Annotated in this window: 25 protein-coding genes and 1 pseudogene; 13 read left to right on the top strand and 13 right to left on the bottom strand. The window is 47.3% G+C overall.

Features of this window, described 5'->3' with window-relative positions; translation table 11 throughout:
- Nucleotides 1-11: 11 nt before the first annotated feature.
- Nucleotides 12-1,376, bottom strand: coding sequence for an iron uptake transporter deferrochelatase/peroxidase subunit (gene efeB / locus MKY24_RS21000; protein WP_075154673.1), 1,365 nt, complete (start codon nt 1,374-1,376; stop codon nt 12-14).
- A 4-nt stretch (nt 1,377-1,380) separates the two neighbouring features.
- On the bottom strand, nt 1,381-2,259 hold the full coding sequence (gene efeO, locus MKY24_RS20995) for an iron uptake system protein EfeO (protein WP_028541511.1): 879 nt from the start codon (nt 2,257-2,259) through the stop codon (nt 1,381-1,383).
- A gap of 299 nt (nt 2,260-2,558) precedes the next feature.
- On the opposite strand from efeO, the gene MKY24_RS20990 reads away from it, so the two are divergent.
- Nucleotides 2,559-2,792: a LuxR C-terminal-related transcriptional regulator gene (locus MKY24_RS20990; protein ID WP_028541512.1), complete on the top strand. Its 234-nt coding sequence runs from the start codon at nt 2,559-2,561 to the stop codon at nt 2,790-2,792.
- A 216-nt stretch (nt 2,793-3,008) separates the two neighbouring features.
- Here MKY24_RS20990 and MKY24_RS20985 read toward each other — a convergent pair whose 3' ends face one another.
- From MKY24_RS20985 to MKY24_RS20975, 3 genes are all read right to left on the bottom strand, one after another.
- A complete protein-coding gene (locus tag MKY24_RS20985) occupies nt 3,009-3,257 on the bottom strand; it encodes a hypothetical protein (RefSeq protein ID WP_075154672.1) in 249 nt (82 codons plus the stop codon).
- Between the two features lie 128 nt (nt 3,258-3,385).
- The gene (locus tag MKY24_RS20980) at nt 3,386-3,787 is read right to left on the bottom strand and encodes a retropepsin-like aspartic protease (RefSeq protein WP_068941752.1); all 402 of its coding nucleotides are present in this window, start codon (nt 3,785-3,787) and stop codon (nt 3,386-3,388) included.
- Entirely contained in the window at nt 3,784-4,044 is a 261-nt protein-coding gene (locus tag MKY24_RS20975; RefSeq protein WP_068941750.1) for a hypothetical protein, read from the bottom strand. The genes MKY24_RS20980 and MKY24_RS20975 overlap by 4 nt, the downstream gene beginning before the upstream one ends.
- A 491-nt stretch (nt 4,045-4,535) precedes the next feature.
- Here MKY24_RS20975 and MKY24_RS20970 point away from each other — a divergent pair, with 491 nt between their 5' ends.
- The 4 genes from MKY24_RS20970 (at nt 4,536) to MKY24_RS20955 (ending at nt 6,452) form a co-directional block, all read left to right on the top strand.
- Nucleotides 4,536-5,018: a hypothetical protein gene (locus MKY24_RS20970; RefSeq protein WP_023990049.1), complete on the top strand. Its 483-nt coding sequence runs from the start codon at nt 4,536-4,538 to the stop codon at nt 5,016-5,018.
- A 141-nt stretch (nt 5,019-5,159) separates the two neighbouring features.
- A complete protein-coding gene (locus tag MKY24_RS20965) occupies nt 5,160-5,651 on the top strand; it encodes a hypothetical protein (RefSeq protein WP_013311697.1) in 492 nt (163 codons plus the stop codon).
- 87 nt (nt 5,652-5,738) lie between these two features.
- The gene (locus tag MKY24_RS20960; protein ID WP_025721873.1) at nt 5,739-6,002 is read left to right on the top strand and encodes a hypothetical protein; all 264 of its coding nucleotides are present in this window, start codon (nt 5,739-5,741) and stop codon (nt 6,000-6,002) included.
- Nucleotides 6,003-6,065: 63 nt separating this feature from the next.
- The gene (locus MKY24_RS20955) at nt 6,066-6,452 is read left to right on the top strand and encodes a hypothetical protein (protein ID WP_176716863.1); all 387 of its coding nucleotides are present in this window, start codon (nt 6,066-6,068) and stop codon (nt 6,450-6,452) included.
- Between the two features lie 73 nt (nt 6,453-6,525).
- Here the strand turns inward: MKY24_RS20955 and MKY24_RS20950 are convergent, their stop codons facing one another.
- From MKY24_RS20950 to MKY24_RS20930, 5 genes and pseudogenes are all read right to left on the bottom strand, one after another.
- Complete coding sequence (locus MKY24_RS20950) at nt 6,526-7,140, bottom strand: methyltransferase domain-containing protein (protein WP_226887829.1); 615 nt, start codon at nt 7,138-7,140, stop codon at nt 6,526-6,528.
- 123 nt (nt 7,141-7,263) lie between these two features.
- Nucleotides 7,264-7,395, bottom strand: a pseudogene (locus MKY24_RS20945) (putative RNA methyltransferase); the annotation flags it as partial.
- A 244-nt stretch (nt 7,396-7,639) separates the two neighbouring features.
- Nucleotides 7,640-8,995, bottom strand: coding sequence for a dipeptidase (locus MKY24_RS20940; protein ID WP_028541517.1), 1,356 nt, complete (start codon nt 8,993-8,995; stop codon nt 7,640-7,642).
- Nucleotides 8,996-9,185: 190 nt separating this feature from the next.
- The gene (locus MKY24_RS20935; RefSeq protein WP_081819216.1) at nt 9,186-9,362 is read right to left on the bottom strand and encodes a YjfB family protein; all 177 of its coding nucleotides are present in this window, start codon (nt 9,360-9,362) and stop codon (nt 9,186-9,188) included.
- 56 nt (nt 9,363-9,418) lie between these two features.
- On the bottom strand, nt 9,419-11,398 hold the full coding sequence (locus MKY24_RS20930) for a methyl-accepting chemotaxis protein (protein ID WP_028541518.1): 1,980 nt from the start codon (nt 11,396-11,398) through the stop codon (nt 9,419-9,421).
- A 164-nt stretch (nt 11,399-11,562) separates the two neighbouring features.
- Between MKY24_RS20930 and MKY24_RS20925 the strand changes: the two genes are divergently transcribed.
- Nucleotides 11,563-11,979 (top strand): hypothetical protein, encoded by a 417-nt coding sequence (locus MKY24_RS20925; protein WP_023990042.1) that lies wholly within the window; start codon nt 11,563-11,565, stop codon nt 11,977-11,979.
- A 215-nt stretch (nt 11,980-12,194) separates the two neighbouring features.
- Here MKY24_RS20925 and MKY24_RS20920 read toward each other — a convergent pair whose 3' ends face one another.
- Both MKY24_RS20920 and MKY24_RS20915 read right to left on the bottom strand, forming a co-directional pair.
- The gene (locus MKY24_RS20920; RefSeq protein ID WP_339200788.1) at nt 12,195-13,322 is read right to left on the bottom strand and encodes an SGNH/GDSL hydrolase family protein; all 1,128 of its coding nucleotides are present in this window, start codon (nt 13,320-13,322) and stop codon (nt 12,195-12,197) included.
- A 257-nt stretch (nt 13,323-13,579) separates the two neighbouring features.
- Nucleotides 13,580-14,293, bottom strand: coding sequence for a GT-D fold domain-containing glycosyltransferase (locus tag MKY24_RS20915; protein ID WP_023990040.1), 714 nt, complete (start codon nt 14,291-14,293; stop codon nt 13,580-13,582).
- 215 nt (nt 14,294-14,508) lie between these two features.
- Here MKY24_RS20915 and MKY24_RS20910 point away from each other — a divergent pair, with 215 nt between their 5' ends.
- From MKY24_RS20910 to MKY24_RS20890, 5 genes are read left to right on the top strand one after another with little or no spacing between them, the layout of a single operon-like run.
- Complete coding sequence (locus MKY24_RS20910; protein ID WP_068941740.1) at nt 14,509-15,216, top strand: glycosyltransferase family A protein; 708 nt, start codon at nt 14,509-14,511, stop codon at nt 15,214-15,216.
- 19 nt (nt 15,217-15,235) lie between these two features.
- Nucleotides 15,236-16,216, top strand: coding sequence for a polysaccharide biosynthesis protein (locus MKY24_RS20905; protein WP_076264926.1), 981 nt, complete (start codon nt 15,236-15,238; stop codon nt 16,214-16,216).
- 2 nt (nt 16,217-16,218) lie between these two features.
- Complete coding sequence (locus MKY24_RS20900; protein WP_339200784.1) at nt 16,219-17,568, top strand: nucleotide sugar dehydrogenase; 1,350 nt, start codon at nt 16,219-16,221, stop codon at nt 17,566-17,568.
- Complete coding sequence (locus tag MKY24_RS20895) at nt 17,561-18,430, top strand: methyltransferase domain-containing protein (protein WP_339200782.1); 870 nt, start codon at nt 17,561-17,563, stop codon at nt 18,428-18,430. The genes MKY24_RS20900 and MKY24_RS20895 overlap by 8 nt, the downstream gene beginning before the upstream one ends.
- 4 nt (nt 18,431-18,434) lie before the next feature.
- Nucleotides 18,435-19,550, top strand: coding sequence for a glycosyltransferase family 2 protein (locus MKY24_RS20890; RefSeq protein WP_076264928.1), 1,116 nt, complete (start codon nt 18,435-18,437; stop codon nt 19,548-19,550).
- On the opposite strand, the gene MKY24_RS20885 is transcribed toward MKY24_RS20890, so the two are convergent.
- Entirely contained in the window at nt 19,542-20,420 is an 879-nt protein-coding gene (locus MKY24_RS20885; protein WP_076264929.1) for a DUF72 domain-containing protein, read from the bottom strand. The two genes, MKY24_RS20890 and MKY24_RS20885, sit on opposite strands and share 9 nt — an antisense overlap.
- A 253-nt stretch (nt 20,421-20,673) precedes the next feature.
- Here MKY24_RS20885 and MKY24_RS20880 point away from each other — a divergent pair, with 253 nt between their 5' ends.
- The gene (locus MKY24_RS20880) at nt 20,674-21,459 is read left to right on the top strand and encodes a class I SAM-dependent methyltransferase (RefSeq protein WP_076264930.1); all 786 of its coding nucleotides are present in this window, start codon (nt 20,674-20,676) and stop codon (nt 21,457-21,459) included.
- Between the two features lie 23 nt (nt 21,460-21,482).
- On the top strand, nt 21,483-22,493 hold the full coding sequence (locus MKY24_RS20875; RefSeq protein ID WP_076264931.1) for an MBL fold metallo-hydrolase: 1,011 nt from the start codon (nt 21,483-21,485) through the stop codon (nt 22,491-22,493).
- Nucleotides 22,494-22,563 lie beyond the last annotated feature (70 nt).

The following is a 22,563-nucleotide window of genomic DNA, read 5'->3' as shown; positions in this document are numbered from 1 at the left end:
CTTGCCTGCTGCTAAAATAACGTATCCCCGATGTAGCCGCCTTGCGATACACCCGGGAAGCAGGCGAACACCGCACTGCCTTTGTGTACAATGTATTCGTTCAGCTTGTCATTGCGTGCAAGCTTCTCCTGAATATGAACGAACTGCTTGAACAGATCACGCTGGTAGCTGATGAACAGCAGCCCGGCATCCAGCTGCCCTGTTTGCTTGTCCAATCCGCTTGAATACGAATAAGACCTCCGCAAAATATTAATGCTCCCGTCCCCATGAGCCAAAGCCACATGAGAGGTGGGAGGTGTAACTGGCTTGCCTTCCGGATTTTTGGCCGCCAGATCAAGCTTGTCGAACTCCTTGACCTTGCCGAGTGGGGCCCCGCTGCTGCGATGACGTCCAAAAGTATCCTCCTGGTCGCCCAATGTTGAGCGATCCCACACCTCTACCCGCATGCGTACACGGCGTACAGCCATATAACTGCCGTCGCCCATCCATGCTGGTCCGTCACTGGTCTGAGTCCACACCAGCCGATTCATCTCGTCTGCCTTGGAGGTGTCCGGGTTCCCCGTACCGTCCTTGAAGCCCAGCAAATTGCGTGGTGTGCTTCCCGCAGGATCGGCCTGTGCTGTTCGCTGGAAGCCTTCCTGCGTCCAGCGAAGCACCGCCGTTCCTCTGGCGATACGCGCCAAATTACGCAGGGCATGGAAAGCTACCTGCAAGTCATTGGCACATACCTGCACTCCGATATCGCCGCCGCACCATTGCTCCTCCAGGGCATCCCCTTGAAAACGGGGCAGCTCACGGAACTCGGCAGGTTTAAGCCTTGCCAGGCCGTATCGTCCATCAAAAAAGGATGGGCCCACACCAAAGGTGATCGTCGTGCGGGATGGCGACAATCCTGCCGCCTCGCCCGTATCGGAAGGAGGGAGGTTGAGATTTTCATTATCGTTGCCAAGGAGCACGCCAGAAGTCATTGTAGCGCTTGCTTCCGTCCAGGCTTTGAAGAGGCTACGCATCTGTTCCTTGTCGCTGGTTGTTAGATCAAAAGCGGCGAAGCAGATGAAATCCTGCGCCGGAGTCACAATACCTGCCTGATGCTTACCGTAAAAAGGGATTACATCTTTGGTATCCGCATCCGTCATCATGCTTTCGAGGCGTTGACCGGCTGACAGCACGGCTCCCACGCCCCCGCCGCCAAGCAGGAGGCCTAGTCCACCTACCCCGGCCAGCTTCAATAGGTCTCGGCGTGATACGGATTTGCTTTTTCCTGACGACTCATCTTCCACTAGCTTCGCATCCTTTTTTACCAGATCAGCCTGTTCATTATGGGATTCCGCATACTGCGGCTTTTCTTGCCCTTTTTGCCGCTTAAAGCCTTTCATATCATTACACTCCTAACAATTTCCCCATTTGGGACAACGGTTCTGCCAAGGCATCGAGGTTTTGGCTCAGCTTTTTAACTTCTTCCGGTTTCAGTTTTGTATACGATACATAGCCTTCTCCGTCTTTAAAAGGAGCCAACTCCTGCTGTAAGGCCGCAAAGCGCTCACCGATTTGTTTTTCCAATGCCGCATCTTTTTGGTTCAGATCTGTTTTCAAAATGTCATATATCTTTTGCGCGCCTTCTACATTGGCAGCAAAATCGTACAAATCCGTATGAGAATATCGCTCCTCTTCACCCGTCACCTTCGAGGTAGATACTTCATTCAACAACTCGACTGCACCCGTTACCATCAGGCTGGCGTCAATATTAACTGTTTCTACTTTGGCACGCAGCAGCTTGGCATCACTCAGCAGTCGGTCGGAAAACTCGTCCATTCCTTTGGTTGTGTTTTCTTCCCATAATGTTTTTTCAATACGGTGAAAGCCGCGCCAATCCGCTGCATCCACATCACCGTCACGTGCATCAATATTCGGGTCAAGATCACCCAGCGCCTCTGCAATCGGTTCAATCCGTTCATAGTACATACGTGCAGGGGCATATAGCGCCTTGGCTTTATCCAGTTCGCCAGCTTTGACCGCGTTCGTGAATTCTTCTGTCTTCTTCACAAATGTATCGCATTGCTCGATGGCATAGGTGCGGTAAGCGGCTACCGCTTGATCAAAATTGGGAGCAGAAGCGGCAGGAGTCGTTGTCTGTGTTGTGGCTCCTGCATCTTTGGTCGTTGCGGCAGGCTGCTGAGTAGCAGTTCCGGTTTGCCCGCAACCTGCGAACAGAATAGAAGAGACCAGCACTCCGGCCGGTACGGCATAACGTAGTTTCATAATCAATGAACACCCTTTCTGGCCAAACTGGCCCTGAACCATAGTCTGTTGCGCGATATCTATATCGAATTTTTATTTTGATAATGATTATCAGTCGCGGTTTTTCTTATCATAAGGCTGGCCCATATGCCTGTCAATACATAATTTAGACACAAAGTCCAACCCATCATTAAAACAGCAAGTAAGGTGCCTATGCCCATTTTTATCCGTATATTGAACCATACCTGAGCACATGACATAAAATGTGTTGACTGTATCCCTTAACCTTGTTACACCACACAAAACCCGAGCAAGGAGGGGTGAAATTGACGAAGGGTAACGACCACAAAAACAAGTTTTTGTTAACTCACCGTGAACGTGAAGTATTTGAACTGCTAGTGCAGGACAAAACAACACGTGACATCGCCGGACAGCTATTTATTAGCGAAAAAACGGTCCGAAACCATATTTCCAATGTGATGCAAAAATTGAACGTAAAAGGTCGTTCACAGGCGGTCGTAGAATTAATCAGGCTTGGCGAATTAAAAATCTGACCTCTCGTTCCTTGCGGGGTACAAAGTCTTCTCGATGATCCTTCGACAGTGAAGGGTGGTCGGGAAGGCTTTTGTTTTGTGGTATGTTAGCTGATCAAACCTAGTAAGTTTATTCTATATTTCAAATTGAGGAGAGAAGCTGGGAAATCTATTGTAAACGTAAAACAAGCGAGTGTCATAGCAATGGACATTCGCTTGTTTTGATCGTTTTTTAGTTTAGAAACGATAATCCTGAAGCTGTTCCTGGCAGTTATCTATTCTTGCTAGCTCTGATTTGGGATAGCCCAGTCGTTTTGTTTTATTACTGCACATCCAGCAGGAACAATGGATTTTTCCTTTGGAGAATACACCATCAAATTTGACGACCCATCCCCGGTGTGCTGAAAGCCGTTTTTTACGCTGAATAACACGTTTTCTGTGGTGCCTAAAATAAGCTCGATACCGATTTTTTTGATTAGGTTTCATTACCATCACGCTCCCTTGGGCAAAGGCTCAGCCCGCAGGAGAAACCAAGGGTATAAGTAATACTTCTACGGGCTGAGCATGATGGTAATCAGATTTAAAGGAAGAGACATGTGGCCACCTGCTTGGAATTATTTTAAAGGTGAAAGTGGGGAGTGGATGTTCATTAAATCAAAGTCAACAATTAATTTTGTTTTTAGCATAAAATCAATGCCTAATATGCCATCAAATCCATACGGCTCTTGAATAGAGCTTAGTTGAATTGGAAATGTATCTAATTGAATATGCCCGAGTTTTAGATGAGGAATTACCTGTTCGTAGCAAATTTCACTTGTGCCGCCCACCCCGTACATCCCCTTTGCTCTCCCGTTGATGAAATCAATGTGAATGCCGATTTGGGCTAGTAAATCCGTATCAAACACTGTTGCAGCGCACCCTGTATCGAACAATACGTTTGGTAATAGAGCAGTTTGGTTGTGATGTCTCAAAGTTAAGGAAACAATTGGCAAACCATTATGGAGGTTAATCTTCATGTACGCTGCCGTACTCCTGAGAAAAACTCTTCTACAACCTCGACATCGGATCGACTGGTATGGAACACATACAGTTCGCGTGACGGATACAGTTTGTGTAAATGTTTATACCCGCTCCAAGCATCTTTCGGGTTATCGTAATCCTGAATAACCGCCATGTCTTCAAGATTGCGCACGCGATTATTGGAACTGGCTTTTATAGCCTCAACCAACACAAATCGCCTCGGATGTGATTCGGCAATTTCTTCCCATTTCATCGACTTCACCTCGCTCTTTTTGCTTTATTTTATTATAACATAATCGGGGGGACGGCAAGGAAGCAGTAACCTCTACCATGTGGTCAGCCCCGTAACCCTTTTAAAAAGGATGAAGGCTTTTGTTTTACAGAATAACCGCTGAAATATGTGGGAATTTGCGTGTAAATGATGTACTATATATAGAAGGAAGAAACTACCATTAGAGACCATAGTGCAACTAACAGGAGTGACCAAAACATAAGACTGTACCACAAAGTTATACTAAGATAGAAATGCATCTGGTGATAGTCTAAGAATATAAATCCCTACAAAGCAGTATTCAGCATGACGACAGGATGGAAGATGGATCAGGTTTTGAGCTATACTTTTATATATAGGTGTTGAAGAAGAATCACAAGGCAGAAAAAGCTCATTGCTTCAGGTAGTAGGAAGTAGCTTTTGCCTAGAGCTACCTGTGGTATATTCTTGATCGGAGGTGAACGTTAAGACATATGACACCCAACCAACACTTGATGACTTATACGCTGAACAGCGGTATAAAGGGAACTGTCGACCTAACCAGTAAGCAGGTGCAGGAATGGATCAAAGCATATCGAATTGGCAGCAAGTTTGTAACGGTTGTGGGGAAACAGTATTTTGGTTTAAACCCTGAGTTGGTAGCAGATTTCAAGGTACATAATGAATACTCGGAGCAGAGAGAACACATATCCATAATACAGCCTGTAATGGAACGCAAAGCTGTAGAGCTGGACCCACTGGTAGAGGCGTACAGCCAGTATAAAACATTAATTCAGGTAGAATGTAAATGTGGTGCTTCCTATATAGAAGAGTCACCGCATAAAAGAACCAAGTGGTCATGCAAGGAGTGTAATAACATTGTGTTCCTAGATCGTAAAAAGGGCATGGTGGATACGGATAAAGGCAAGGCGTGGTACATGACCAACAAATACTATGTGGAAAGACAAAGCAACTGACAGATTGTCAGTTGCTTTCTAACCATACACTCACACCTCTTATGTGCTTACCGAGATATATTAAGTCTTTTGCCAAATAATAAAATTGATGTTTTTTGCGCTTTGTAGTACATTATCAAGTGTATTATAAGGAGGCTTCTCATGTACGGACATAGACAAGATGATACTTTATACATCATGACTTACACATTAAATAGTGGTATCAAGGGCACAGTGCCTTTGTCTAATCAACAGATACAGGAATGGCTTGAGTGTTACAGAATTGGCAAAAAATTTGTAACCGAGATCGGCAAAGAGTACTTTGGACTGCATGCGGAACTGGTGGCTGATTTTAAAGTTCATAATCAGTATTCAAGCTATCAGGAGGTTATTATCCCGATTCAACAGCCGGACACTGGCCTAAAAGAGTTGTCCCAGGCTTACAAATCAACAGAAACCTTAATTAAAGTAGATTGCAAATGTGGTACATCGTATGTAACAGAATCTCCCTTTAAGCGGACCAAGTGGTACTGCACCAAATGCCGGGAGATTGTTTTTCTCGACAACAAAAAGGGAATGGTGGATACTTCCAGAGGCAAGGCCCATTATATGACCAATAAGTATTTTGTGGAACGGGAAACAACTGGCGTATAAGCCGGTTGTTTTTTTGTTCGTAAGGTTTGTACATGTCCTGACTTTTCAAAGCTGATTGCGCTATAGTGAAAAAGGGGGCTTATGGAAATGTGGAGTATTTTGCTGAATCACGTTTTGTTGATAGGATTCCTGGCTGTTTTGATTCAACGGATCTACAAGCATCGCTTTCATCAGCAAAATGGTAGCAATTTTCTGCTATGCTTGTGGGGGACCTTGCTTAATCGGTACAATAGTTTGTTTGAACTGACAACGTTATATACGGTGTATACCGTTATTTTTGCAGTAGGAGCATTGTTGTTTGGAGGTTACTGGCTTGTGCAGCTATTGGAAAAGGGGAAAGATAAATCTTAATATAACGATAGTCAGGTGGTGAACGTCATCCGGGAAGATCATACGAATGGTACAAGAAACCGCATGAGCACGAACCATGTGTACATAAACGAAACGCTTCATTTGGAACAAATCATAAGTGACCTGCGGGTGATGGGCTATGTGGCTTTTCATCATCATCCGCAAATCACAGGTGAGATTGATGAGCTGGAGGCGTTAAAAAAGCAACTATTATCGTTTTTTCAACAGCATCATGTATTGTGGATTGAGCTTGATCCGCTAACGCAATATGTGGTGGTGAATAACATGGGGAAGGCAACGGTGCTCAAACTCATGGGTCGGAAATTGAACCCGCTACGGGATCTGAGAGCAAACGCTGCTTTGGCTGGACAGCCGCTGCATGAGTTGGATCGGGAGATAGAACGGCTCAATCGGCTAGCTCACCTGTTGCGCTACACCCGTTTTTCTTAAGCGACGGGACTAACGTAAAAAAAAGCATTCACGAAGCATGGATGGTTCCATGCTGTGAATGCTTTTTAGTATTCTATTTTTTACCGCATAAGATGAGCAAATCTACTGTGACATACGGTAAATTTATTTCCTGCACTTGCTGCCAGTCTGCTTCCGTAGCTCCCCACGATAAGGGAGTCATATGGAGCAAAGGTTTCATGAGGTCGGCATTTAACATAAAACGATAGGTTAACCGTTCGGCGGATAGAAGTTTAAAATGATCTTTAAATCGGCTTAATATATTGTCATTCGAATAAGCAGGCTTATTCTTTTTCTGTTCATACAAGCATCTCAATTCCCGAAGATAATATTGTTCGGGAATGACCTTCAGGACGCAGCCGTCCTCCGAAAGGATTCTTGTAAATTCAGCATAATTAGAAGGGGATAAAATATTGAATACACCGTCAAATTGTTGATTTGAAAACGGACAATGAGCCAGATCCGCAACACACCAGAGGGTATGAGGATATTCTTTGGCTGCGGCCACAATACCTTCTTTAGACAGATCCATACCTACGCTTGTAAGCTCAGTGATTCCCTTCCAGGTCAGCTTATCCTGAATGTGGCTCAAATGAGTGCCTTCCCCGCAACCTGCATCGAGCAAGTAAAGGTGTGATTTTTGATCAAACAGTGGCTTCATAAATTTCATTATAGTGCTGCTTATCGCTTCATTTAAGGGATCGAAAAATCCGTTATTGCACATCATTCTTCTGGAGGAAAATAGTTGTTTATCATATTTAGTCTTATAGGACCGGGCGGCTAAATGTAAATACCCGCATTTTGAGAGATCATAGCAATGCTGATTCGTACATAGGAGGCTTTTACCTTCCACCATACGCATCGGTTGAGAGCATAGAGGACACCTAAAGAGATGTTGATGCTTTCCAATTAGGTCAGCCTTCATCTCGTGTTTATTCCATTTGGACACAGAAAAGCACCCCGTTCATTCGTATTTGGTGAATGAAAAAAGGCACAGCCAAATAGACCCAACCCATTTTCGGAAAAATGGTTGAGTTTTCATGAACTGTACCTCACATTACCGTAAACGAATAAACTGAATAATCATATTATGTAGCGCTCCTCAAAAAAAAATAGAAAGGGCTTTCGCCCTCTCTATTGTAACTTAGTCATAAGAAGTTGTCATGTGCTTACACCGATTTCAAAAACTCTACAATCGTCAGCAGACCCTTGTCAAAATTGTCCAAGTTAAAATGCTCGTTTGGCGCATGCAGGTTCTCATCTGGCAAGCCGAAGCCCATCAGCACGACTGGGGCAGTCAGCACACGGGAGAAGGTCTCCACGATTGGGATAGAGCCTCCATCCTTGGTAAAGAGGGCACGCACACCGTATACCTTCTCAAAAGCATCGGCCGCCGCTTGCAGAAACGCGTGTGACGGGTCGATGTTAAAGGCGTTCGCTTTTTCACCCTGTTGAATATCCAGGGTAGCTCCTGCCTGAACATGGGCGCGCAAATGGCGCTCGATTTTGTCCAGAATGTCTTGCGGATTCTGGTTAGCCACCAAGCGGCACGTGATTTTAGCATGAGCTTCTTTTGGAATGACCGTTTTCGTGCCTTCCCCTTGGAAGCCACCGTATACGCCGTTCAGCTCCAGTGTCGGACGTGCCCCAACACGCTCAACGAAGCTGAATCCTTCTTCGCCATAGAGAGAATCAAGTGCAAGATCTTGTTGCAGCTTGCTCTCATTGAAGCCTTGCTTCACGAATTCTTCTCTCATCTCTGCCGATAATGGAGCAACATCGTCGTAGAATCCTTCGACGCTTACGCCGCCTTTGTCGTCATGCAGGGTTGCCAGCAAGGAAACCAGAGCATGCAGGGCATTCGGCACGCCGCCACCGAAAGAGCCGGAATGTAGATCTGTGTTCGCCGTGTGAATGGCGACTTCCAGTGAACATAGTCCACGCAAACCTGTGCAAATGGCAGGCTTCCCTTTTTCGATCAAGGAAGTGTCGGACACCAGTACAGCATCCGCAGCCAGACGTTCAGCTCCAGTTTGCAAAAACTCAAGCAGGTTCGGACTGGACACTTCTTCCTCGCCTTCAATGCAGAATTTGATGTTCAGCGGCAATTTTCCTTCCTGCTTCAAAATGGCCTCAACTGCCTTAATGTGCAAGAAAACCTGCCCTTTATCATCTGTCGCTCCGCGCGCATACAATTTTCCATCACGGATGGATGGCTCAAACGGTGGCGTTTCCCACAGGTGAAGCGGATCTACGGGTTGTACATCATAGTGTCCATACACGAGGATCGTTGGTTTACCAGGTGCGTGCAAATGATCCGCATATACCAGCGGGTGCCCTTTGGTTGGAATGATTTCAACGTTTTCCAGACCGGCAGCAGTCAGTTTGGCAGCGAGCCAATCAGCTGCTTGGTTAATGTCTTTTTTGTGCTCCGATAATGCTGAGATACTCGGAATGGACAACCACTCCTGTAACTCGCCCAGTTGTTGCTCTCTGGCTTTTTCAAAATAATCAGAATAACTCATAAACTATGTATCCTCCTTTTTCAATGTAAATCGTGTGAATGTTGCGCTATCCTCCGAACCGAGGTCGTGGACGATATTTCTAGTTTACTACGTTTTGTGCTGAACGAAAAATAGGGAGATAAAAAAACGATTCTACCCGGGTCTGTCCAGACCTGAGCAGAATCGCCCTTAACCAAGCATATGGATGTACTTATGCGCGAATGTCCAGTTGACCGCCAAGATGAGGCTGTACGCTTTTTTCCATCATCTGCACTAAAGCCTGTCCTTGTTCACTGGCCTGATCCTTAGCCATACTTAATACCTTCATACTTACGGCTTGAGCTAAGCTGGCCTGACTCATACCTGTTGATAATGCTGCGATATCCATGTTCCAACCCTCCCTCATTGTGAAGACTCTTTCTCTGTATTTATCGGTTGGAACGGTTATTTTGTTTCATCTAATTGGAATTGTGTCAGTAAATCTTGAAGCTGCTCCGCCAGACGGGTCAAATCTGCGGCAGACGAACCGATCTCTTCCATGGAGGCGAGCTGCTCCTCTGCGGCTGCGGACACGGTCTCCGTATGGGATGCCGCTTCTTCAGCGATGCGTGTAATTTCCTCCATGCTGCTGACGACTGAACTCGTTCCATCTGCGACTCCAGCGGTAGAAGCTGCGACGTTATCGAGCTGCTTCGCTGATTTGGCTACCGCTCTACGGATGCGAGAGAAGGAGCGACCGGATAGGTCAATGGAATTAATACCATCACTTACGCGTTCCTTGGCGGATTCCATAGCGATCAGGGCTTCAGATACACCGCTCTGTATCCCTTGAATCTGTTCACGAATTTGTTGTGCGGAATAAGCTGAGTTTTCAGCCAGCTTGCGGACCTCTGTCGCCACGACAGCAAAACCTTTGCCATGCTCCCCTGCGCGTGCTGCTTCAATAGAAGCGTTCAATGCGAGCAGATTAGTCTGGCTGGCGATTTCCGTAATGACGGTGACAATCGTTCCGATTCGTCCAGAGCGGTCACTCAAAGCACTGATGATGGTATCCAGTTCTTCCACGGTAGTGCGAATGCCATCAATGGAAACGACGCTGTTGCCGATATGCTCGCTGCCTGCATCCGACGCCTGAATGGCCTGTGCGGAGTAAGTGGTCATTTCAGCCATGGTTTCGGTCATAGCGGTAATGTCTGTTGCCATGCCGCTAACCCGTGTCTGATTAGCTTTAGCGCTGCCCACTTGGCGTTCGCTGCCTGCAGCCACATCTTGAATGGCTATGGTCACATGCTCAATGGCACGGGTCGTTTGTTCTGCACCTGCTGCAAGCTCTTGCGAGGATGCCGACAAATTGCCTGTCATCGCTTGAATTTCTTTAATCATGTTACGCAGGTTATCTACCATTTGTTGAAAATATCTTGATAATTCACCAATTTCATCTGTACTGGTCGTAGCCACGTTTATCGAAAGATTACCTTGGCTGATGGCATCCATAGAATTACGTAATCTTTGGATGGGCTTAAGTATACTGCTGATTAGCCACATTGCGAGCACACCAATGATGATGGCTGCAATCACCAACACGATGATCGTCGTGATAAGAATCGGTTGGGCGGAGGCACTGGTTTCTGCTTTGTCCATCGTTCCAGCAATTCTCCAGCCTGTCAGCGTATTGGTTTTGAAAATCAGGTGTTTATCTACGCCATTAATATCGTAACTAAAGCTACCTTCTTTGGAGGCAAATAATTCGGGTATCGTTTCCCCCATTTTGGTACTTCCGCTGACTTCTGTCGGGTGGGTAACGATACGTTTGGTACCATCTAATATCATAATATAGCCATTTTGTCCGATTTTTAAATTTGTGATTTCTTTTAAATTATTTAGGTTCAGCGAAAGACCGAGAACACCACTGTTGTCAGGAAGTGTACGTGAAATATATACAACGGGGACCTTAGCCGTATTGAGTCCGACAGGGCTGATTACGGTTTGTCCGGGTTTCTCCATGGCCTGTTTGTACCACGGACGTTCACGAGGGTCGTTTGTGGAGCCTACGGCTTTGCCAATAATGAGTTTTCCTTCGGGAGTTCCTACAAACATATCAACAGCTTCCGCATGCATTTTTAAATACACTTGTAACCTTTTCAGGATGTCTTCATCTGCTTCGGCACTGTTATCACTAGCCGTCATCGTCGTAGAGTAATATTCGAGATCAGCGATTTTGGCTTGAATCGTTTGAGTAACTGCACGATCGGATGCGGTAACGCTAGTTGTCGCACTATCGAGTAATTGGCGGTCCGTCTGTTTATATGCTGCTTGATAAGAAAAAGAACTTACAATAATGCTTGGAACAAGCATGACCAGTAGAAATGCTGCTGTCAATTTCTTGCGTAGTGTTAATGTTTTGAGTCGTCTCAGTTGTTTCATCAAACCCCTGCTTTCTATCTACATATTCATTTCTAATATTTATACCATATGTATTTACTATCGGTTATTTTGAGCTGAATTGATAGATTTATTACTAATTTGTCCAATACGCTAAAGAATTTCTTGCATAGCATGGAGTATCTTGCAATTTGGAGGGATAAGGTATGGGTTTTTTTCTGGATATGAGAAGCTCCACCAATTCATCAAAAACAGGTGAGGGTCCCGATATACAGCTGGGTCCTATACCGGAGCGGTTCGGTTTGATCACCCTGCGAACCTTTCTTGTGCCAGGTCCGATTGTGACTTTTAGCGGTTCCATTGGCCTAATCGGTGAGCTTGGGGATACGTATGCGGTTGAAATCGTGCGTGGAGCCGACTATGATCCGAGTGAGGTAGTCTACCGCGCCGAGGGGGTACTGGGCGTGACTGGGGCTAATGAAACGCAAGCTTTTAATGCACAGGATCTATCTGCTCCCTGGGCAATACAAACAGTATATTCTTCTTATATTTCTGGTGTATCGACCACTGTTCGTAATGGTCCAGAGGTATTCACGGGTATCGCCTCGACTCCGTTTTTGTAAATATATCAAGTGATTATTTCTTTAGTAAATGCTCGCTGCCTGTTCGTGGTTCTCCTAGGATAGTCCGCTGCGCTAACTAGCCACGAGCATAGACAGACATCTGCTGCAGACTCGTGGCTATAATTCTCAACAACAACACCCAGAGCACAAATGACCTAGTTGTTGTAATTTCCTTTATGAGCGTGTTCTACAGAGTTGATTGTGCTTCTCGGATTCTATTTCTTTAGAATCTCTCGCAAATACACTGTCAACTCATCTGCTGCTTTGGCATGGGCGGAGAGCCCGGGATGGCTGCGAGATCCTATCGTTTCTTCCGTCGTGTTAGGCAGTTGGAATACAGACACATTCCGATCCCTCGTTTTTTTCTTGTACGCGTCTACCGCTCGGTAGATTGAGGGCATCATCGGAGTACCCAGCATCCCATAGGCCCACACAATATGGGCAGCAGGATTGCAGGTCCGAAGCTTGACAAGAAAACGTACGATAGCGCTTTCAAAAGATTGTAAATCTTCTTCATTGAATGTGCCGTCCTCGTTCAAGCGTTGCTTGTACACTTTCCCGCTTACTGGGTCCGTCCATGCAGGAGAATAAAAGGCTCCCCCGTCATTAGTCCCCAAATTCACTACGACCACGTCCGGCTGCCATGAGGTAAAATCATGATCTGAAAATGCCCCTAATGCTTCATTTCTCTCACCGGTCAGCACACCACATATCTGCTCATAATATACCGGTATGTTCGCATGCGGATTATTATCCCAGCTTGTTAGGACACCCCATCCGCTTTGTGATAACACTCGGTAGTCCGCATTTAGTGCTTCGGCTGTTATGGCTGTATAATTGCGTAGTGCTGTGAACAGCATGGGAACCCAGTCTGTCTCCTCCTTCGCTCCAATCGTTCCTTCTCCCGAGGTAATGCTGTCACCGATAAATTCCACCTTGAGGGGCTTATCAGTGACTGGCAGCAATTCCCCATCAACCTTCAGGGCATGAATTTGCAACAAGCAGCGCGAGTCCGAACTCATAGGCTGGACATCCTTGACCACACGGACATTTTTGACCGTGTCAGGGTTCAACCCTCTCAAAAGACAGATCCAATGTCGTCCTGCGGTCACCATCAGGCGACTCATCGGAACCCCATTGATGACAATACTGATCCAGGGTTCAAACACCTGGTAATCGGCCTCAATTTCAATCCACAGCTCTGAGCCTTTGATATTCAATTCAATGCCACTGCCTGTCCAAAACAGAGTAAGAGGTGTACGTGTTTGCGTAGTTCGACCATGAACCTTTACATGCTTTGCTTTTGTAAGTGGATATGTCTTCAATCTCTTGTTATGTGACATTTCAACATCCTCCTCATAATTTCTAAATGAATGCTAGTTTCTGTAATATTGTAAAAGAAGTGACAGGAAATCTCAAATTCTATTTCTAAACAAGCAAGGGCCCAAGGCTTTATATGGATTATTCTTTTCGATCACGGACTTTAGGAAAATGTATGATAGCAAAAAGCACCAGCAAACTGAAATTTGTTAGTGCTTTTTTGATATACGGAGCAAAGATTACTTGTTAAGTGGATTTTTTCACAAATTATCTTTATTCATTAATTAGCTTTGCCGAACATGACGATATTAATCGCCTTGCCGAAGTCTATACCTACTTTGCCAGTTAGCTCTGCTGTTTTTTGTGCTAACACGACTGCATTGACACCACAAGAGAATAGCGCAATATCAAAGTCATCTTTGTGTGCTGCGATCCATTGGAGTGTTTCAGGCATTTGTTCATATTGATGAAATGCCAGCGTGTGCGCGATATTCAGCCTGTACGGATCGGCCTCAAGAACAGGCTTTACTTCAGCGGCCGTCCGGGTGACCAGCAGAATGCGTCGATTTTTCAGCATGTCCCAGAAAGCGGGTGTCTCAGCCAAATACCGATTCAGGCAGGCGTGGCAGGTCAGTGCGGGGGAAAGAGCATAGTGAGCAAAGACCTGATCGGTCAGCTCCCGCTTCATATAGGATGGTGCTTTAATAGATTCGTCATCATATGGCAAAATGCCAGCAATGCTAGCTTTGCTCACTGCCTCAGCCACCGCGTCCCGTAGTTCCGTATTCGGTAGAAACAGTCCCTTTTGACCGAGATTGGCTTTGACCGCCCAACGTTCCTGTAATACCTTTTCCATCGGCCAGACGGTGTCCTGCGACAACACCAAATTTTCACCATCCCCAATACGAATGAGCGAAAAGGACTGGTGCTGATCGAGTGCCAGCTTCAATCGTTTCAGTACCTCGTCAATCTCCAGATACCTTGGATTCGTCATAACATGTTACCTCCCTGTCGTTCCTGCTTGTTCAACTTTTCAGATGGAGCAAAAAACTTTGTATTCTATCATATGTCGAAAGCGAAAAGGTTTTTGTATGAACGACTATTCTTTTTGGATTCTACCTATTTTTACAAGATTCGTTGCATCTGTACGTGCCGTTTCAGAGGCGTCTTCATAACTTGAGAGAAGACGGTTGAAAGGGAGGAAGATCAATGAATCGCAAGATTGTAATTGAAATTAATTTTAATAACTATGGGATGAATCCCAACCGCCTGACACGTGAGTGGATCAGCGAGCGACTGGATATATTCAGAACCTTTACGCTGCGTAGTTTACTCAGTCAGACAAATACGGATTTCTTATCTGTCGTCAAGCTGGCGGGCGGATGCAGTGACATTGTGGAAGAGGAACTAGCCCGACATGAGCCCATTCCCGACCACATCCGTTTTGGTACGAGCATCGAAAGTAAACGTCGAATTCATGCGTACATCGAAGGCGCGGACGAACTGCTCATTGCTCGAATAGATTCCGACGATTTATACCACCAGTCATTTGTACAACAGTTACATGATTACAAGTTTCAACCGGAGACGGTTGCGCTGGTGAACCAGATGGGTTACCTGTGGGATGCGGTTGAGGGGCAGATGGCACCGGTGTTTCACCGTTCGCCTTCTTTTTATGTGTTTCGCTATCAAGTGGAGGATTTTCTAAATGATTACCGTGTCGTCATTCCTGGGAAGGGTACGCACGGATATGTAACGGAGCTGCCGCATGAGGTCATTCCACTTCGCAACTATGTGAACGTCATTCATGCCGCAAATACTTCGGTAAAAAAAGTGCCGGCGAAGGATCGGCTGTCAGAGAATGAAATGAATGCTGTGCTGGCTGAATTTCTGGGAACAGACATTGCCAATTCGTAACGGTCAGGAGGAGATTATATTGTTTAAAGGAAAAAAACTGCTAGTGACCGGAGGCACGGGATCTTGGGGGCAACGCCTAACGGCTGAATTGCTGAAGGAGGGACCGGCGGAAATCCGGATATTCTCACGCGGTGAATTTGCACAGATTGCCATGCAGCGGCAATTTCAATCTGATCCTCGCCTGAATTTCATGATTGGAGATATTCGCGACCTTCAGGCATTGCAGGAGGCATGTCGCGGAGTGGACTATGTGTTCCATTTGGCGGCATTAAAGCATGTCCCTGTGTGTGAGAAACAGCCGGAAGAGGCCTTCAAGACGAACGTACACGGTACGGAAAATGTGATCCGGGCCAGCATTGAGCATGGAGTCGCCAAGGTAATTGATGTCTCTACAGACAAGGCGGTAGACCCGGTGAATGTATATGGCATGACGAAGGCGATCGGTGAAAGACTGATGATCCGCGCCAACACTTTAAGTGAGCGTACTCGCTTTGTGTGTATTCGCGGCGGCAACGTGTTGGGGACGAGTGGAAGTGTCGTGCCCCTGTTCAAGCACCAGATCGCGGAAGGGCAGGATTTAACGCTGACGAGCCCAGATATGACACGCTTCTTCCTCACGCTCGGAGAGGCGATTGGCTTACTGCTGAAGGCTTCTGTCACGGCAATTGGGGGAGAGACCCTTGTGATGAAAATGAAGGGCTGCAATATTGCAGATCTGGCAGAAGTGATGAAAGAACAGGCGGGACAGCCTGCGTTGAAAGTGAAGGAAATTGGTATACGTGGTGGGGAAAAGCTGCATGAGGTGCTGATTTCGCCCTATGAGGTGCCGCATACGTATCGCTATGATGACCGTTATTTTGTTATTCTTCCCCAGCAAGCAGACGAGCGCTTACTGAGCCAATATGGTGGATTGGAACGAGTGAGCTTCGATCAATATCGCTCGGACGATGAGTTAATGGATCGCGCTGGAATTGCTGAGCTACTGCGAGGCATGGAGTAACAATGAAAGAGGTGGGTATTTTGCAGCTTATGGAAAAAATAACTAAAGGAACTGTAAAGGTTGCGGTAATCGGCCTCGGTTATGTAGGGCTGCCCATGGCAGTGGAAATGGCACAGGCTGGTTATGATGTATATGGTGTAGATTCCGATCCTGTCAAAGTAGCCAAGCTGCTTCAAGGAAAGTCTTACATCATAGACATTGGCGATGATGCATTGGAAGGTCTGATCGGGCAGCAATTGCATCCAGTTACGGATATCAAGGTGCTGGAGCATGCGGACATCGTCGTGATTTGTGTGCCTACGCCGCTGACAGACGGACATCAGCCGGATACGTCCTATATTGAAACGGCTATTGATCAGGCCATACCTCATTTGCGTAGACAAACACTGTTGATTCTGGAAAGCACCACCTATCCGGGAACGACCGAGGAACTGATTCGGCCGGTGATAGAGCAGCGCAGGGGCTGGACGGTAGGTAAGGATTTCTATGTGTGCTTTTCACCGGAACGTGTTGATCCGGGCAGCATTCATTTTAATATTCGCAACACACCCAAGGTGATCGGCGGTTGCACGCCGGATTGTCTGGCAGCGGGAGTGGGTTTTTATGGCTCCTTTTTGGACCAGATTGTTCCAGTCAGCTCGACAACCGTGGCGGAAGCCGCCAAGCTGTTCGAGAATACGTTCCGTAGCGTCAACATTGGAATGGTCAATGAGCTGACAGCCGCCTGTGAGAAAATTGGCATCAATATATGGGAGGTACTGGATGCAGCGGCAACCAAGCCATTCGGCTATATGCCTTTCTATCCGGGACCTGGCATCGGGGGGCACTGTATCCCGGTTGATCCGCTATACTTGTCATGGAAATCCGAGCAGCATGGTTTTCCACTGGAATTCGTGGACTTGGCAGATCGCATGAATCGGCGTATGCCGCTGTATATTGCGGAGCGAATTGAAGCCATGCTCGCTCATAAAGGTAAAGCCATAAACAAAGCCAAAATCATTCTGGCAGGTGTGGCCTACAAAAAGGACATTGATGATGTTCGGGAATCCCCAGCTCTTGTCCTGTTTGAACATCTAATAAAAATGGGAGCTTCGGTGAGCTTCACCGACCCATATGTATCGAGCTTTAAGCTGAACGGTGAAGCAACCCCATCTCGAACGGCAAATGCTCAGCTATGGGAAAGTGCAGATATCGTAGTCATCACGACAGACCATTCTGTGGTGGATTACCAACAGCTGGTCGACCATGCCCCGCTGGTCTTCGATACACGTAATGCGACCGCACATTGTACAGGTGGACATGTCGTGATCTTGGGGCATCCCGGTGATGGAGGGGGCGCCGCTGTTGGCTAACCGTGATCAGGTAAACGAACGTTATTACGGGCAGATCAATTCGGAGGAATCTCATGAAGCCACCCGCAATAGAATTCACTGGATTTGCCGCCAAGTACAGGGGCGTACCGTGCTGGATGTTGGGTGCAGTCAGGGGATAACGTCCATTTTGCTTGGACGGGAAGGCTTTGAGGTAACGGCTATTGATTTGGAAGAGGGCAGCATTTCTTATGCAAAAAAAGAACTTCGTCAGGAATCCGCACCAGTCCGGGGAAGAGTCCACTTTCAGTTAAAGGACATTTCACAATTTGAGCGTCCTCCCGGTGGATTTGATACCATTATTTTAGGGGAGATTTTGGAACATTTTGCGCATCCCGACACCCTGCTGGCTCATGCTTACCGCTTGTTGAATAAAAAGGGAACGCTCGTCTTGTCTGTACCTTATGGATACCATCCTTTCCATGATCACAAGCGGACTTACTATGCTGGGAGCCTCTCCCGTGTGTTGTATCCTTATTTTGATGAAAAAGCGCTGGAGGTACATCACAAATATTTGTGCTTTGCCGGCCGCAAGAAGTCGAAAGAACTGCGTGAGGTCAAACCAGAGGTAGCGCATCTGAATGAGTGGATGAAACTGGACGAGGAACAATTTCGACTGGTGGAGCAGCAGCATGTTCGCAAAATGAATCAGCGAAAGGCCGCACTCGACAAGGCGGTACAGCGAATCCGGCATATGGAGGAACAACTTTTGCCGATGGAAAGGTATGTACGTGCCGAACAGCTAGACAAGACGCAGGCTGAAAGGAGAGGTGCATATACTGATGGCGAGTCTACCGGAAAAACGACGGCAGATTCAGCTAAAGGTAAAGGGGGGATGACGTGAAGTCATGACTGAGCATCCAATGACCATCAGCTTGTGCATGATCGTAAAGAACGAGGAGCAGACACTTGCACGCTGTCTGGATTCGGTCGCAGACCTGATGGATGAAATCATCATTGTGGACACGGGATCGACGGATCAGACGAAGACGATAGCAGCCCGCTATACGGATCGGCTTTATACGTTTGAATGGAAGGATGATTTTGCAGCCGCCCGTAATGAATCGTTTGATAAGGCGACGTGTTCCTACATCATGTGGCTGGATGCGGACGATGTGCTGCTGGAGCCGGAGCGTGAGCGCCTGCGTGCCTTGAAGCAGCGTTTGTCTATGGATATCGACGCAGTGGTAATGCCACTTCATTTGGCAGAGGGGGAGCAGGGTGAACTGTTGTTCACCTCACGCCGTATCCGTCTCGTGAAGCGTGAGCGACAATATCGCTGGGAGGGACGTCTGCATGAGGATTTGGTGATACCTCAAGGGCAAATCGTTCATTCAGATGTGGCAGTCACACACCGCCGAATGCAAGACCACACGCTCCGTAATCAACGTATTCTCGCCAGGTGGATCAGCGAAAGCGGCAAGCTGGAGGGGCGTCTGCTGTATTTGCATGCCAATGAATGTTTTGACCGTAAAGAATATGCCGAGGCGGCAGAGGCGTTCAATCATCTGTTGGAGGAGCCGAGCGGCTACCGGGAGGAGAGGATTACCGCTTGTGCGCGCTCGGCGGAATGCTATCTTCACCTCGGGAAGCCGGAGCAACAGCTGGATAGTCTGTTACGCTCCTTTCGATACGGTGTACCGCAATCAGACTTGTGCTGCATGATCGGTGACTGGTTTTTCACACGAAACGAATGGAGCACTGCCGCATACTGGTATGAAAAGGCATTGGAGCAACAGCATCACCTTCCGGGTATGCGACCTGTTCCGCTGCCATGCTACTCCTGGTTACCTCATGTGCGGCTCAGCCATTGCTACGCCCATGCAGGTAAGCTGGACGCTTCGTATGAGCATAACCAAACCGCTTTACGCTATTTACCTGACGACCCGCATTTACTGGATAACGAACGCAAGCTCAGGGAGGCTATTTCCAACTCCTCACCCTCAGCCCGTTCCTCAAAATAGTTCAAGCTGTTCCGGCCCGTTATCCTCTTCGGGTGGCTTGCGAGGTGGAAAAGGTTTAGGGTCCATGCCAAGCATGGTCATGAGCTGCTTGGCGTTAGCAGCGGCGTCTCCACCTGAGTTGTTGTTGAAAATAACGCACACCTCACGGCTTTGCTGCTCCAGCTCCAGCAATCTGTCTCTCCATTCGGTCAACTCTTGTTCATTGTACCGATACAGATAACGAACCTCCCGCCAATTAGGCGCGGAGCTTTGATTCCAGCCCGATATGTTCCGTCCGTGGAGACGTACGATTGTCAGATTACCGTCTGTAGCCAACGGCACAATGGGAACTGACCCCAGTCCCGCCTGCGGCTCGTCGCATACGCTGTGTATCCAGCCTTCTTCACGCATGAATGCCAGCGTTTGTTTCCGAAAATCGGGTGTGAACCAGCTTTGATGTCTGAATTCAAGTACGGATGGGACCTCTCCCATCCTTTTTTTCGTGTCTCGCAGTACAGCGACATTCTCACGTGTACAGTCGAACCAGGGTGGGTACTGAAACAGTACGGCTTTGAGCTTGCCCGCTTCGTGAAGAGGCTGTATCGATGCATGCAGTGCTTCGTACATGGCATCTATTGTTTTGAAGTAAGGTTGCTTGCCGCGGGTATGTCCAGTCATGCCTTGGTAGGCTTTGACGAGAAATGAAAAAGAGTCAGGGGTTTCCGCCGCCCAGCGTGCCATACGATCTGTGGGCTGCACCGCATAGAAAGAGCTATCCATTTCTACTACCGGAAAATGGCTTCCATAGATACTTAGTTTTTGGTTAGCTTTGGTACCCGTTGGATACAAGTCATTGTGATCGCCCCAACCCGTAAGTCCAATTTGAATCATAATTTCCCCGCTCCTTTCCTTCATGAAAACTTCGAAAGGCGTTCCCATGAATCATTTTAATGATAAAATGGGGTGAATCACATGAAGTTGGTATGAAGTTCCTATGAATATTTAAGCTCAAATACGATTATTGTAACATGTTTGTTGTTCAGGATTTTGTAAAACCCTTATTCGTAATGCTTTTGAGTTTCCAGTTTGAAAAAGCTAATATAGTATGTAATAGAGCGAAATGAGTTCATGGAGGAGAAACGATATGGCAGAATGGTACGAGCAAAGCTTTGGGGAAGATTATTTATTGGTATACAAGCATCGCGACTTTCAGGGGGCCTATCAGGAAGTGCAAAAAATGATCTCCTGGCTCAAATTACCGCAAGGCTCCAGCGTATTGGATTTATGCTGTGGGATGGGACGTCATTCGCTTGCGCTCGCAGATGCAGGTTATAAGGTGACAGGTGTGGACCTTTCCAATGTGCTGCTGAGAGAGGCTCGTGCAGCTGATTCCGAAGGGCGGGTAAGTTGGCATCAAGGGGATATGAGAGAGGTGCCGCTGGATGAAAGCTATGACGCGGTGATGAATTTGTTCACCTCCTTCGGTTATTTTGAAAAGGATGAGGAGCAGCTTAAAGTACTAAAGGAAATATATCGGTTGTTGAAGCCGGGAGGACGCTTTATCATAGATTATTTGAACCCTGCTTACGTAACCGCTCATTTGGTACCGCATTCGTCACGGGAGGATGAAGGAAATTGGATTGAGGAGCATCGGGTCATTGAAGATGGCTTTGTGAAAAAGCAAATTGCGATTCGGTCAGCCGCATCTGTTACGGCCACTGAGGCAGCCTCTGCTCTGGGTACGACTCCTACTGAGGGAGAACCCGCGCGCGTGTATCATGAACGAGTGAAGCTATATCCGTATGAAAAGTTCAGTGGATTGCTAGAGCAAGCCGGACTATCCGTAGAGCAGGTGCACGGAAGCTATAATGAAGATCAATATATCGAAGATGCTTCGCCTCGAATGATTTTTGTCGGCGTGCGGGCTTAAAACAGAAAGGCGGATGGGAAGCCATGAAAATGCCAGAGCTTACACCGTGTGAGCGAATAGACGGAGGCTTTCAGGTCAAAATATCCATGTCCTTTCCGCTGCGCTGGGTGAATAGCTATGTGCTCAAGGGACAGCACGGTTTTACGATTGTAGACCCGGGGCCGCGCAATATGGATACCGAGGCAGAATGGGCGCATGTCTTCCAACAGCTGGGGATGTCCTTTGAGGATATCTCTGACATTGTGGTAACTCATCATCACCCCGATCATTACGGATTGGCGGGCTGGATGCAGCAGCAAAGTCAGGCTCGTGTACATATGTCAGCTCGAAGCCATAAGGAAGCGATGATGATGTGGGACGCTCCAGAATCGACGGTCGCAATGGAGAACAGGCTTCCTAGCTTTTTTGTCCAGCATGGCTTTCCTTTGGAGCAAGTGTCGGCCTTGGAATTACATATACGGCAGGCTTATTTGCAAGTGAATCCACAGCCTGAGATTACCGTTATTCCTACCGGAATGGACGCTCGTCTGGAATGGGGTGGACGCAGTTGGCTGCCCGTCGAGACAGGAGGGCATGCGCCCGGACATGTGTCCTTATATGACCCGAATAGCGGCGTTATCCTCTGCGGTGACGCAGTTTTGCCGCAGATTTCTCCTAATATCAGTCTGCTGCCGGGCAGCGATGCCCAGCCGTTGAGGTCTTATGTAGACGGCTTGCAGCGTCTAGGCGAGCTGGAGGTAGCGTGGGCATATCCGGGGCACCGCAATCCGTTTGGTTATTTTCGGGAGCGGACGCAAGCGTTGCTGGCGCATCATGAAGAACGGCTGGATAAATTCCAGCAGCTGATCCAACCGGAGGGCAGCACAGCCTATGAGCTGTGCATTGCCATGTTTGGTGGCAAACTGGGTATTCACCAGCTAAGGTTTGCCATGTCCGAGACGTTGGCTCATCTGGTGGAACTGGTGCGCCGTGAACGGGCCTCTATGAGCGAGACGGACTCAGTCACGCGCTTCCATCCCCTTTGCCGTCAATAGTCACGGAAAGTTACCCAACAAGTGACATGACGAAGCAACATGACAAGCGGCATGCATGCCGGAAAAGAGG

The sequence above is a fragment of the Paenibacillus sp. FSL P2-0322 genome (assembly GCF_037975315.1).
Lineage (GTDB): Bacteria > Bacillota > Bacilli > Paenibacillales > Paenibacillaceae > Paenibacillus > Paenibacillus polymyxa_B.
The sequence above is the reverse complement of the archived record's forward strand: the minus strand, read 5'-3'. Positions and strand labels throughout refer to the sequence as shown.

Excerpts from the sequence above, each read along its gene's own strand:
- MKY24_RS20885 (WP_076264929.1), bottom strand. The coding sequence starts at position 20,420 with ATGATTCAAATTGGACTTACGGGTTGGGGCGATCACAATGACTTGTAT.
- MKY24_RS20965 (WP_013311697.1), top strand. The coding sequence starts at position 5,160 with ATGTACGGACATAGACAAGATGATACTTTATACATCATGACTTACACA.
- MKY24_RS20980 (WP_068941752.1), bottom strand. The coding sequence starts at position 3,787 with ATGAAGATTAACCTCCATAATGGTTTGCCAATTGTTTCCTTAACTTTG.
- MKY24_RS20880 (WP_076264930.1), top strand. The coding sequence starts at position 20,674 with ATGGCAGAATGGTACGAGCAAAGCTTTGGGGAAGATTATTTATTGGTA.
- MKY24_RS20935 (WP_081819216.1), bottom strand. The coding sequence starts at position 9,362 with ATGGATATCGCAGCATTATCAACAGGTATGAGTCAGGCCAGCTTAGCT.
- MKY24_RS20930 (WP_028541518.1), bottom strand. The coding sequence starts at position 11,398 with ATGAAACAACTGAGACGACTCAAAACATTAACACTACGCAAGAAATTG.
- MKY24_RS20970 (WP_023990049.1), top strand. The coding sequence starts at position 4,536 with ATGACACCCAACCAACACTTGATGACTTATACGCTGAACAGCGGTATA.
- MKY24_RS20875 (WP_076264931.1), top strand. The coding sequence starts at position 21,483 with ATGAAAATGCCAGAGCTTACACCGTGTGAGCGAATAGACGGAGGCTTT.
- MKY24_RS20915 (WP_023990040.1), bottom strand. The coding sequence starts at position 14,293 with ATGACGAATCCAAGGTATCTGGAGATTGACGAGGTACTGAAACGATTG.
- efeO (WP_028541511.1), bottom strand. The coding sequence starts at position 2,259 with ATGAAACTACGTTATGCCGTACCGGCCGGAGTGCTGGTCTCTTCTATT.
- MKY24_RS20920 (WP_339200788.1), bottom strand. The coding sequence starts at position 13,322 with ATGTCACATAACAAGAGATTGAAGACATATCCACTTACAAAAGCAAAG.
- MKY24_RS20955 (WP_176716863.1), top strand. The coding sequence starts at position 6,066 with ATGAGCACGAACCATGTGTACATAAACGAAACGCTTCATTTGGAACAA.
- MKY24_RS20975 (WP_068941750.1), bottom strand. The coding sequence starts at position 4,044 with ATGAAATGGGAAGAAATTGCCGAATCACATCCGAGGCGATTTGTGTTG.
- MKY24_RS20940 (WP_028541517.1), bottom strand. The coding sequence starts at position 8,995 with ATGAGTTATTCTGATTATTTTGAAAAAGCCAGAGAGCAACAACTGGGC.
- MKY24_RS20925 (WP_023990042.1), top strand. The coding sequence starts at position 11,563 with ATGGGTTTTTTTCTGGATATGAGAAGCTCCACCAATTCATCAAAAACA.
- MKY24_RS20950 (WP_226887829.1), bottom strand. The coding sequence starts at position 7,140 with ATGAAATTTATGAAGCCACTGTTTGATCAAAAATCACACCTTTACTTG.
- MKY24_RS20985 (WP_075154672.1), bottom strand. The coding sequence starts at position 3,257 with ATGAAACCTAATCAAAAAAATCGGTATCGAGCTTATTTTAGGCACCAC.
- MKY24_RS20900 (WP_339200784.1), top strand. The coding sequence starts at position 16,219 with ATGAAAGAGGTGGGTATTTTGCAGCTTATGGAAAAAATAACTAAAGGA.
- MKY24_RS20960 (WP_025721873.1), top strand. The coding sequence starts at position 5,739 with ATGTGGAGTATTTTGCTGAATCACGTTTTGTTGATAGGATTCCTGGCT.
- MKY24_RS20890 (WP_076264928.1), top strand. The coding sequence starts at position 18,435 with ATGACTGAGCATCCAATGACCATCAGCTTGTGCATGATCGTAAAGAAC.
- efeB (WP_075154673.1), bottom strand. The coding sequence starts at position 1,376 with ATGAAAGGCTTTAAGCGGCAAAAAGGGCAAGAAAAGCCGCAGTATGCG.
- MKY24_RS20910 (WP_068941740.1), top strand. The coding sequence starts at position 14,509 with ATGAATCGCAAGATTGTAATTGAAATTAATTTTAATAACTATGGGATG.